This window comes from Roseateles sp. (assembly GCF_044373315.1).
GTDB lineage: Bacteria > Pseudomonadota > Gammaproteobacteria > Burkholderiales > Burkholderiaceae_C > JACDQM01.
In genome coordinates this window covers 1-9,788 of record NZ_JBILQK010000111.1, presented here as the reverse complement: position 1 = coordinate 9,788, position 9,788 = coordinate 1, and the positions used below count along the sequence as shown (strand labels likewise).

The following is a 9,788-nucleotide window of genomic DNA, read 5'->3' as shown; positions in this document are numbered from 1 at the left end:
GAGGCGAAGCGCAGCCACAGCTCGCGCAGCGCCGGCACGGCTTCGCTCAGCGCGCCCCAGGCGTCTTCCAGCGAGGCCGCGGCACCGATCCACAGGCCAGGCCGGCCCTCGAAGGCCTGCGAACGGATCTCGCGCAGCTCGGCCACCGAGCCCAGCAGAATCAAGTTGCCCAGCTCACGGTGCTGCTTGTTGACCCACAGGCCGACATCGGTGGCGCCGGCTACCAGGCGGGCGTCGGGCTGCGCCTCGCGCAGCGCTGCCAGTTCGGCCAGGGTGCGCGGCGCATGCAATTGCTGAGCCTGGCCGGTGACGGGATTGAGCGCCTGGTAGTGCAGGGCGGTGTCAGTCTGCAAGGACTTCAGTGCGGCCACGATGGGCGCGCGGTCCAGCGTGGCGGGCTTGAGCTCGAACATGCGCTCGCCCGCATCCAGGATGGGCTTGTAGCCGGTGCAGCGGCACAGATTGCCTGACAGATCATCGGCCAGACGCTGTCGGCTGGGGCGGCTGCCGTCGGCCTGGTGGCGCTCGTAGATGGCCTGCAGCGTCATCGCAAAGCCGGGGGTGCAGAAGCCGCATTGCGAACCATGGCAGTCCACCAGGGCCTGCTGCACCGGGTTGAGCTGGGCGGAGCTGCCCAGGTCTTCCACCGTTAGCAGTGCGCGTCCGTCCAGGGCCGGCAGGAATTGGATGCAGGCATTGATATTGCGCAGCTGCAGCTCTCCCTGCGTGTCCAGCTCGCCCACCAGCACGGTGCAGGCGCCGCAGTCGCCCTCGGCGCAGCCTTCCTTGGTGCCCATGCCATGCGCCTGCTCACGCAGCCACTGCAGCGTGGTCGTGGTGGGAGCGGCTTGGCTCAGCGCGTGGATCTGGCCGCGGTGATAGAAGCGGATTGGGCGGGTGCTCATCGGTGTGTCTCAGGCGCGGGTGCCAGAAAGGAAAGGCGGAAGACCATTGGGCACGGTGCATGCGCCGGCGCCGCAGGCCCTTGGGACATACCCGAACGGTACCGCGAACGCTCACAGAGAATATACGATCGTGGCCATGAACTCTATGCTTGCAAGCGTATGACGGTGCGCGCCGACTTCGACAAGATCGAATTGCAACTTGTGCGGGTCCTGCACACCGTGATCACTGAACGCAGCGTTTCCAAGGCCGCCTTGCGGCTCAACAGCAGCCAGCCCGCCGTCAGCGCCCAGCTGCGGCGGCTGCGCGCGCTCACCGGTGATGCCTTGCTGGTGCGCAGCGGCACCGGCATGACGCCAACGGCCACCGCGCTGGCGCTGCTGGAGCCGGCAGCGCGCCTGCTGCAGGATGCGGACACGCTGTTCGCATCCCGCCACCGCAGCGGCCGTGGCGCCGGCTTCGACCCAAGCACCGCCAACCTGCGCTTTCGCATCGCAGCCAGCGACTACCTGGACCCGCTGTTCCTGCCCGAGCTGGTGGCCCATCTGCAGCGCAGCGCCCCGGGCGTGCAGCTCGATCTGCAGCCGCTGTCGGCTGATTTCGATTACCGCCGCGCGCTGGCGCAGGGTGAGGTGGATCTGGTGATCGGCAACTGGCTGCAGCCCCCGGAAGAGCTGCACTTGGCTCGCCTGTTCAGCGACGAGGTGGTGTGCCTGGTGGCTGAAGACCACCCGGCGGCGCGGCTGAATGCCCGCGCCTGGAGCGTGGAGCGCTATCTGGCCAGCCAGCATGTGGCGCCGATGCCGCTGTCGGCCGGCCAGCCCGGCGTGATCGACCAGCATCTGGCTTCGCAGGGGCTCAAGCGCGAACTGGCGGTGCGCAGTGCGCACTTCAGCCAACTACCCCAGATGGTGGCTCGCAGCCTGCTGGTGCTGACCACCGGGCGGCTGTTCTGCTCGCGCTATGTGGGCCAGCTGCCGGTGCGCATCCTGCGCTGCCCGGTGCTGTTCCCGCCGCTGGCGTACTACCAGCTTTGGCACGAGGTCGGCCATGCCAGCGCTGCGTTGCGCTGGCTGCGCGAGCAGGTGCGCGATGTGGCGCGTTCGCTTGTGCCGCGCGCCGCAGCGAGTCCGCGGGCACGCGCTGAATCACCCCGCCCGTGAGAGACAATTCCGCCCCCATGTCCCAGCCCTCGATACCTGCACGACTTCCCCGCCGCGCCCTGCGCGGCGACCTGCTCGATTTCGCCTCGTCGCCTGGCTGGGCCGAGCTCGACAGCCCGGCACCGCGTTTTCGTCCCGACCAGTGGCTGCTGATCGACGAGCAGGGCCGTATTGCCGGTGTGCAGGCCGAGGCGCCGGACGAGAGCTGGCAGCGTGAAGACCACAGCGGCCGGCTGATCCTGCCGGGCTTCATCGACACCCATGTGCACTGCCCGCAGTTGGACGTGATTGCCAGCTATGGCACCGAGCTGCTGGACTGGCTCAATACCTACACCTTCCCGGCCGAGCGCCGCTATGCCGATCTGGCGGTGGCGCGCGCCGGCGCCGAGCGCTTTCTGGATGCGCTGCTGGCCCATGGCACGACGGCGGCGGTTGTGTTTCCCACCGTGCACAAGGTCTCGGCCGAGGCCTTGTTCGAGGCCGCCGAGGTGCGCGGCATGCGCCTGATCACCGGCAAGGTGCTGATGGACCGCCATGCGCCTGACGGCCTGCGCGACGATGTGGCGCAGGCCGAGCGCGATTGCGTGGACCTGATCCAGCGCTTTCACGCCAGGGAGCGCCTGGCCTACGCGGTGACGGTGCGCTTTGCGCCCACCAGCACGCCCGAGCAGCTGGCCATGGCCGGCGCGCTGTGCCGTGCCGATGCCTCTCTCTATATGCAGACCCATGTGGCCGAGAACCGCAGCGAGGTCGACTGGGTGGCCCAGCTCTTCCCCGATGCGCGCAGCTATCTGGATGTCTACGCCCGCGAAGGCCTGCTGCACCCGCGCGCGGTGCTGGCGCATGGCATCTGGCTGGATGAGACCGACCGCGGTGTGCTGGCCGAGACCGGCGCTCAGATTGCGCACAGCCCCTCGTCCAACCTGTTCCTGGGCAGCGGACTGATGGACTGGCAGGCCTTGCGCGCTGCCGGCGTGGCGGTCAGCACGGCCAGCGATGTGGGCGGCGGCACGTCCTTGTCGATGCAGCGCAATCTGCTGGACGCGTACAAGATCCAGGCCTTGCGCGGCGAACGCTTGAGCGCCTGGGTGGCGCTGCATGCGGCCACGCGCGGCGCGGCCGAGGCGCTGGGCCTGGCGCGCGAGTTGGGCAGTTTCGACGCCGGTACACTGGCCGACGTCTGTGTCTGGGACTGGGCGATGGGCTCGGTGGCGCAGGCCCGCTTCGAGGTGGCCCGGGAGTTGCATGAGAGAGTGTTCGCCTGGATGAGCCTGTCCGACGAGCGCAATCTGGCGGCCACCTTCGTGGCTGGCGAGGCCCGCTACCGCCGACCCGCAACGATGACCGCAAGCGCCCCATGAGCTACCGACTGCAACTCACCGGCATCAGCAAGCAATACCCGGCGGTCAAGGCCAATGACAGCGTAAACCTCGCTGTTGAGCCCGGGCAGATCCACGCGGTGCTGGGCGAGAACGGGGCCGGCAAGTCCACACTGATGAAGATCATCTACGGCGCGGTGCCGCCCGATGAGGGCCAGGTGCTGTGGAACGGCCAGCCGGTGACGATCAAGAGCCCGGCGCAGGCGCGGGCGCTGGGCATCAGCATGGTCTATCAGCACTTCTCGCTGTTCGACACGCTGAGCGCGGCCGAGAACGTCTGGCTGGGCCTGGACAAGAGCCTGAGCCTGGTCGAGGTGCGCGCGCGAATCGTCGAGGTCTCGCGCAACTACGGGCTTGAGGTCGACCCCGAGCGGCCGGTTCACACGCTCTCTGTCGGCGAGCGCCAGCGCGTCGAGATCGTGCGCGCGCTGATGACGAATCCGCAGCTGCTGATTCTTGATGAGCCAACCTCGGTGCTGACGCCGCAGGCGGTGGAAAAGCTCTTCGTCACGCTGCGCCAGCTCGCCGCAGGGGGCTGCTCCATTCTGTATATCAGCCACAAACTCGATGAGATCCGCGCGCTGTGCCAGCACTGCACGGTGCTGCGCGGGGGCAAGGTCAGCGGCGAGGTAGACCCGCGCACGCAGAGCAATGCCCAGCTGTCGCGGCTGATGATCGGCGCCGAGCCGCCGCGGCTGGCGCCGCGCGAACAGCGCGCCGGCGCGGTGGCGCTGAAGGTGGAGCGCCTGAGCCTGGGCAAGGCCTCGCCCTTCGGCACGGATCTGGCGGGCCTGGGCTTCGAGCTGCGGGCCGGCGAGGTGCTGGGCATTGCGGGCGTCTCGGGCAACGGCCAGCAGGAACTGATGGCGGCGCTGTCGGGCGAAGACCGGCGCGCGCCCAAGGGCTCGGTCATCCTGTTCGGCCAGGACATCGCCCGAGCCGGTGCACACAGGCGCCGGCGCCTGGGTCTGCACTTCGTGCCCGAGGAACGCCTGGGCCGCGGTGCGGTGCCGACGCTGTCGCTGGCGCAGAACACCCTGCTGACCCGCACTGAGGCGGTCAAGGCCGGCGGCTGGATTCAGCAGTCCCGCGTGCAAAGGCTGGCCGAGGAACTGATCGCGCGCTTCAAGGTCAAGGCCGGCGGCGCCGGTGCGGCAGCCAAGAGCCTGTCGGGCGGCAATCTGCAGAAGTTCATTGTCGGCCGCGAGATCGACGCGAGACCGAAGGTGCTGGTGATCGCGCAGCCGACCTGGGGTGTGGACGTGGGCGCTGCCGCGCAGATTCGCGGCGAGCTGCTCAAGCTGCGCGACGAAGGCTGCGCGGTGCTGGTGGTCAGCGAGGAGCTGGACGAGTTGTTCGAGATCAGTGACCGGCTGCTGGTGATGGCCAAGGGTCGGCTCTCGCCGCCGCTGCCCATCGCCGAGGCGACGGTGGAAAAGATTGGAGAGTGGATGAGCGGCCTGTGGACCGAAGAGGAAGGGGCTGCGCATGCTCAAGCTTGAGACGCGGCCGCAGCCCTCCAGGCTGATGTCGCTGGCCTCGCCGCTGCTGGCGTTGGCGATCACCACCGTGCTGGGTGTTGCGCTCTTCATGCTGCTGGGCAAGGACCCGGCGCGCGGCCTGCAGATGTTCTTCTGGGAACCGATCAAGAGCGCCTATGCCTGGAGCGAGCTGGGCATCAAGGCCACGCCGCTGGTGCTGATCGCGCTGGGCCTGGCGGTGTGCTTCCGCTCGAACGTCTGGAACATCGGCGCCGAAGGCCAGTTCATCGTCGGCGCGCTGGCCGGCGGCTGGGTGGCGATGCAGGCAACACCTGACACCGGGCGTGGCATCGTGCTGCTGATCCTGGCGGCCGGCATTGCCGGCGGCATGGCCTGGGCGGCCATCACCGCCTTGCTGCGCGACCGCTTCAATGCCAATGAGATCCTGGTCAGCCTGATGCTGGTCTATGTGGCCGACATGCTGCTGGGCTTTCTGGTTTACGGGCCCTGGAAGGACCCGAACGGCTACAACTTTCCGCAGACCATCAGCTTTCTGGCCTCGACCAAGGTGCCGCGCCTGTTCGACGGCTTGCGGGTCAATATCGGCGTCTTGATTGCGCTGGCCTCGGTGCTGGCCTTCTGGGTGCTGTTGTTCCGCACCTATGCCGGCTTTGCCTTGCAGGTCGGTGGACTGGCGCCGGCGGCGGCGCGCTATGCGGGTTTTTCGTCGCGGCGCGCGCTGTGGACCGCGCTGCTGATCTCGGGCGGCATGGCCGGACTCGCGGGTGCACTCGAAGCGGCTGGGCCGCTGGGCCAGCTCACGCCCTACGTGCCGGCGGGCTATGGCTTCGCGGCCATCATCGTGGCGTTCGTGGGGCGCCTGCATCCGGTCGGCATCATCTTCTCGGGCGTGCTGATGAGCATGTTCTACATCGGCGGCGAACTGGCGCAGTCGCGCATGGGGCTGCCCAAATCGATCACCGGCGTGTTCCAGGGCCTGCTGCTGTTCTCGCTGCTCGCCTGCGACACCTTGATCAACTACCGCCTGCGCTGGCATCGGAAGCACTGACACGATGGAAAGCTATGCACTGCTGATCGCCGCCGCGCTGAACGCCGGCACCGTGCTGGCGCTGGCCGCTTTAGGCCTCTTGATCAATGAGCGCGCCGGCATCGTCAACCTGGGTGCCGAGGGCATGATGCTGGTGGCGGCCATCGCCGGCTTCGCCACTGCGGTGCACACCGGCAACGACTGGCTGGCGTTTGCGGCGGGCATGGGCGCCGGTGCGGTGATGGCGGCGGTGTTCGGCGGCCTGGTGATCTGGCTCAACACCAACCAGTACGCCGCCGGCCTGGCGCTAAGCCTGTTCGGCACCGGCTTCTCGGCCTTTGTCGGCATCGGCTATGTGCAAGCCAAGCTGCAGGCGCGGCCGAGCTTTGCAGTGCCGGTGCTCGCCGACATTCCGCTCATCGGCCCGGCGCTGTTCCGCCAGCATCCGATGGTGTATCTCGCGATCGCGCTGACCCTGGCGCTGGCCTGGTTCCTGTACCGCTCGCGCCCCGGGCTGGTGCTGCGCGCGGTCGGCGAATCGCCGGAGTCCGCACATGCGCTGGGTTATCCGGTGCGACGCATTCGCCTGGCCGCAGTGATGACTGGCGGCGCGCTGTGCGGTCTCGCGGGCGCCTATGTGTCAGTGATCTACACGCCGCTGTGGGTGGAGGGCATGATCGCCGGCAAGGGCTGGATCGCGCTGGCGCTGACCACCTTCGCCACCTGGCGGCCGGCACGCGTCTTGCTGGGTGCTTACCTGTTCGGCTTCGTCACCATGTTGCAGTTCCATCTGCAGGGCCAGGGCGTGCAGATCGCGAGCCAGTTCCTCTCGATGCTGCCCTACCTGGCCACCATCGTGGTGCTGGTGCTGATCTCCAGCAATGCCAGCTTCATTCGCGCGAATATGCCGGCCTCGCTGGGCAAACCCTTCTTCCCGGGTTCCTGAAACGGTGCGTCCGTCGTGCTGGCGGCGCACCATAATCGGGCCCTTGTCCTTCCCTCACTACGGAGACCTTCATGAGTCTGAAGAGCAAACGCGATCTGTTGAAGCTGGCCGGCTGGAGCACCCTGGCCGCCACCGCCGCCCTGGTGGGCTGCGGCAAGAAGGAAGATGCGGCTGCGCCCGCGGCCGCCTCGGCGCCGGCTTCCGCCGCCGCGCCCAAGCCTGAGCCGTTGAAGATCGCCTTTGCCTATGTCGGCCCGGTGGGCGATGGCGGCTGGACCTTCGCGCACGACAACGGCCGCAAGGCGGTCGAGAAGGAATTCGGCGACAAGGTCGTCACCAGCTTCGTCGAGAAGGTGCCCGAGGCGGCTGACGCCGAGCGCGTTTTCCGGGACATGGTGAGCCAGGGCAACAAGCTGATCTTCGGCACGACCTTCGGCTATATGGAGCCGATGCTGAAGGTGGCCGTCGATGCCAAGGACGTGAAGTTCGAGCATGGCACCGGCTACAAGCAGGCCGACAACCTGCGCACCTATGACTCGCGCACCTATGAAGGCGCCTATATGGCCGGCGTGATCGCTGGCGCCATGACCAAGAGCAACACGCTGGGCGTGGTGGGCTCGATCCCCATCCCCGAGGTGATCCGCAACATCAACAGCTTCACCATGGGTGCGCAGAGCACCAATCCGAAGATCAAGGTCAAGGTGGTGTGGGTCAATGAGTGGTTCAACCCGCCCAAGGAAACCGAGGCCGCGCAAAGCCTGATCAACGGCGGCGCCGATGTGCTGATGCAGAACACCGATTCGTCGGCCGTGCTGCAGACCGCCGAGAAGAACGGCAAGTACGCCTTCGGCTGGGACTCGGACATGACCGCCTACGGCCCCAAGGCCCACCTGGGTTCGGCCATCATCAACTGGGGCCCGTACTACATCGCCACCGTGCGTGAAGTGCTGGATGGCAAGTGGACGGCCGGTGCCGGCAAGAACAGCTGGTGGGGCGTCAAGGAGGGCGCGATCGACATGGTCTCGGTCGCCGAGATCGTGCCGGCCGACATCAAGGCCAAGGTTGACACCATCCGGGCCGGTCTGAAGGACGGCAGCTTCTCGATCTGGAAAGGCCCCATCGTCGGCCAGGACGGCAAGGAAATCCTGAAGAAGGACGAAATCGCTGACGACAAGTTCCTCTCCGGCGTCAACTTCTACATCAAGGGCGTCGAGGGCAAGGTGCCGAGCAGCAAGTAAGCGGCGGCAGTGCCGCGCCTGAAACAGCGCGGCAAAAAACAAGCAAGGCCACCGCCCGCAAGGGGGGTGGCCTTTTCGTCATCTGGCGGCGCAGTGCTCAGGTCCCCTGGGCCTTCTTCAAGGCAAAGCCGAGCAGGGTGCCCACCTGGCGCAAGTACTCCACATGCTCAGGCGTCCACTCCAGGACATCGGTGGTGTTCTCGCAGCAGAACAGACCGAACGGCGCCCCACCGATATTGATGCCCACATCGAGCAGCGAGTAGATGCCCAGCGGCGCAAAGTAGATCTCGGTGAAGCAATCGGTGATCGGATTGTTGCGAGCGTCTGCGGCGACGATCAGGCCGTCGCGGCGCATGGCGTCGACATAGGGGCCGAAGTCCTCTTCCTTCAGCACGGTTCCGCTGCTCCACTGGGCATCCGTCTTGTCATAGAGGCTCAGGCATTCGATGCTGTCCCGCATCAGCGGATCCGGATAGCGCCACAAGCTGGCGCGCGAGCAAGCCATCTCTTCCGTCAGGGTCTGTGTCAACGCCTGATAGAAGTCGTCAGGCTGGATCGCGCCGTCCATCAATCGTTTGGACAGGGCAAGAATCTTGGGCTTGTCGAACATGCGTACTCCTTCAAGGTGGCTGGACCAACATGGTAGATCGACATCTTGCCGGTGTTCTTGAATGCAAGGTGCTGGCGATGGGGTTGAGGGTGAGCTGCCGCAGGTTGCGGATCCGTTAGCCCCTCCTTGGCATATCGCCCGTCCACCAGTGATGCATGTTGCTCAGTGCTTATAGGCTGCGCTCTCTGGCTCGCGCCACTTCCGATGCATCTTCCGCATAAAGCTCTCGAAGGCGCCCCTTGAGGACTTTTCCTGTTCCGCCAATGGGCAATTCAGTGACGAATCGGATCTCGTCAGGGAGCCACCATCGAGGAAGTACTTTGCTCAGCGCCAACAACAGATCGGACTTGTCGAGCGCATGCCCAGGCTTGCACTTCACAAACATCAGCGGTCGCTCGTCCCACTTGGGATGGGGGACTCCAATGACTGCGGCCAAGGCGACTGAGGGGTGGTCCATGGCCGCTTCTTCAAGGCTTTGAGAGCTAATCCACTCACCACCACTCTTGACCAGATCTTTGGCTCTGTCGCGTATCTGCATGAATCCGTCGGCGTCCAAGGTGGCGATGTCGCCGGTCGGTAGCCAGCCGTCTTTGTGCGCCGGTTCGTCGACCTTGTGGTACTTCTCCATGATCCAGTGCCCACGGACCATCAACTCACCTTGAGAGCGACCATCCCGTGGCACGGAAGTTCCGGACTCGTCGATGACCTTGAGATCGATGCCGAATAGGCTGCGCCCCTGGCGCGATAGAAGCTGCGCCTGTTCGGGAACCGGAAGTTGGCGCTGTGCAGAATTGAGTACATTGATGGTTGCAGCGCCGGTTGTTTCAGTCATTCCCCATCCATGGCGAACGTCGATCTTGTGCTGTGCTAACAGTTTTGAGATCAGGGAGCGCTGAATCGCCCCGGGTACCGCGGAGGCCAGTTGGTTTAAGTCAGACGGTCGCGGCCTGACCAGCGCGTTGACGATGGTAATTCGCTTCGAACTCTGCAGGCGGGACGTAACCCAGCGGCCCCATCAGC

9 protein-coding genes are annotated in these 9,788 nt (G+C 66.1%); 6 read left to right on the top strand and 3 right to left on the bottom strand.

All coding sequences use genetic code 11. From position 1 onward, the window contains the following. Positions 1-905 (bottom strand): 2Fe-2S iron-sulfur cluster-binding protein (locus tag ACIQ67_RS17570; RefSeq protein ID WP_397535672.1); only part of this gene is annotated, 905 nt, incomplete at its 3' end. Between the two features lie 159 nt (positions 906-1,064). Here ACIQ67_RS17570 and ACIQ67_RS17565 point away from each other — a divergent pair. The 6 genes from ACIQ67_RS17565 (at position 1,065) to ACIQ67_RS17540 (ending at position 8,158) form a co-directional block, all read left to right on the top strand. Beyond that, a complete protein-coding gene (locus ACIQ67_RS17565) occupies positions 1,065-2,066 on the top strand; it encodes a LysR family transcriptional regulator (RefSeq protein ID WP_397535671.1) in 1,002 nt (333 codons plus the stop codon). Positions 2,067-2,083: 17 nt separating this feature from the next. Further along, positions 2,084-3,427 (top strand): guanine deaminase, encoded by a 1,344-nt coding sequence (guaD, locus tag ACIQ67_RS17560; RefSeq protein WP_397535670.1) that lies wholly within the window; start codon positions 2,084-2,086, stop codon positions 3,425-3,427. Beyond that, on the top strand, positions 3,424-4,947 hold the full coding sequence (locus ACIQ67_RS17555; RefSeq protein WP_397535669.1) for an ABC transporter ATP-binding protein: 1,524 nt from the start codon (positions 3,424-3,426) through the stop codon (positions 4,945-4,947). The genes guaD and ACIQ67_RS17555 overlap by 4 nt, the downstream gene beginning before the upstream one ends. Next, positions 4,934-5,995, top strand: a complete 1,062-nt coding sequence (locus ACIQ67_RS17550) for an ABC transporter permease (RefSeq protein ID WP_397535668.1) — start codon at positions 4,934-4,936, stop codon at positions 5,993-5,995. The genes ACIQ67_RS17555 and ACIQ67_RS17550 overlap by 14 nt, the downstream gene beginning before the upstream one ends. A 4-nt stretch (positions 5,996-5,999) precedes the next feature. Next, positions 6,000-6,920, top strand: coding sequence for an ABC transporter permease (locus tag ACIQ67_RS17545; RefSeq protein ID WP_397535667.1), 921 nt, complete (start codon positions 6,000-6,002; stop codon positions 6,918-6,920). Positions 6,921-6,991: 71 nt separating this feature from the next. Further along, positions 6,992-8,158: a BMP family ABC transporter substrate-binding protein gene (locus ACIQ67_RS17540; protein ID WP_397535666.1), complete on the top strand. Its 1,167-nt coding sequence runs from the start codon at positions 6,992-6,994 to the stop codon at positions 8,156-8,158. Positions 8,159-8,255: 97 nt separating this feature from the next. Here ACIQ67_RS17540 and ACIQ67_RS17535 read toward each other — a convergent pair whose 3' ends face one another. Both ACIQ67_RS17535 and ACIQ67_RS17530 read right to left on the bottom strand, forming a co-directional pair. Continuing rightward, complete coding sequence (locus ACIQ67_RS17535; RefSeq protein WP_397535665.1) at positions 8,256-8,768, bottom strand: GAF domain-containing protein; 513 nt, start codon at positions 8,766-8,768, stop codon at positions 8,256-8,258. A gap of 169 nt (positions 8,769-8,937) precedes the next feature. Next, a complete protein-coding gene (locus ACIQ67_RS17530; protein ID WP_397535673.1) occupies positions 8,938-9,666 on the bottom strand; it encodes an AMP-binding protein in 729 nt (242 codons plus the stop codon). Between the last annotated feature and the right edge of the window lie 122 nt (positions 9,667-9,788).

What these genes read in the sequence shown, in the direction of transcription:
- ACIQ67_RS17565 (WP_397535671.1), top strand. Translation starts at nt 1,065, where the DNA reads ATGACGGTGCGCGCCGACTTCGACAAGATCGAATTGCAACTTGTGCGG.
- guaD (WP_397535670.1), top strand. Translation starts at nt 2,084, where the DNA reads ATGTCCCAGCCCTCGATACCTGCACGACTTCCCCGCCGCGCCCTGCGC.
- ACIQ67_RS17555 (WP_397535669.1), top strand. Translation starts at nt 3,424, where the DNA reads ATGAGCTACCGACTGCAACTCACCGGCATCAGCAAGCAATACCCGGCG.
- ACIQ67_RS17550 (WP_397535668.1), top strand. Translation starts at nt 4,934, where the DNA reads ATGCTCAAGCTTGAGACGCGGCCGCAGCCCTCCAGGCTGATGTCGCTG.
- ACIQ67_RS17545 (WP_397535667.1), top strand. Translation starts at nt 6,000, where the DNA reads ATGGAAAGCTATGCACTGCTGATCGCCGCCGCGCTGAACGCCGGCACC.
- ACIQ67_RS17540 (WP_397535666.1), top strand. Translation starts at nt 6,992, where the DNA reads ATGAGTCTGAAGAGCAAACGCGATCTGTTGAAGCTGGCCGGCTGGAGC.
- ACIQ67_RS17535 (WP_397535665.1), bottom strand. Translation starts at nt 8,768, where the DNA reads ATGTTCGACAAGCCCAAGATTCTTGCCCTGTCCAAACGATTGATGGAC.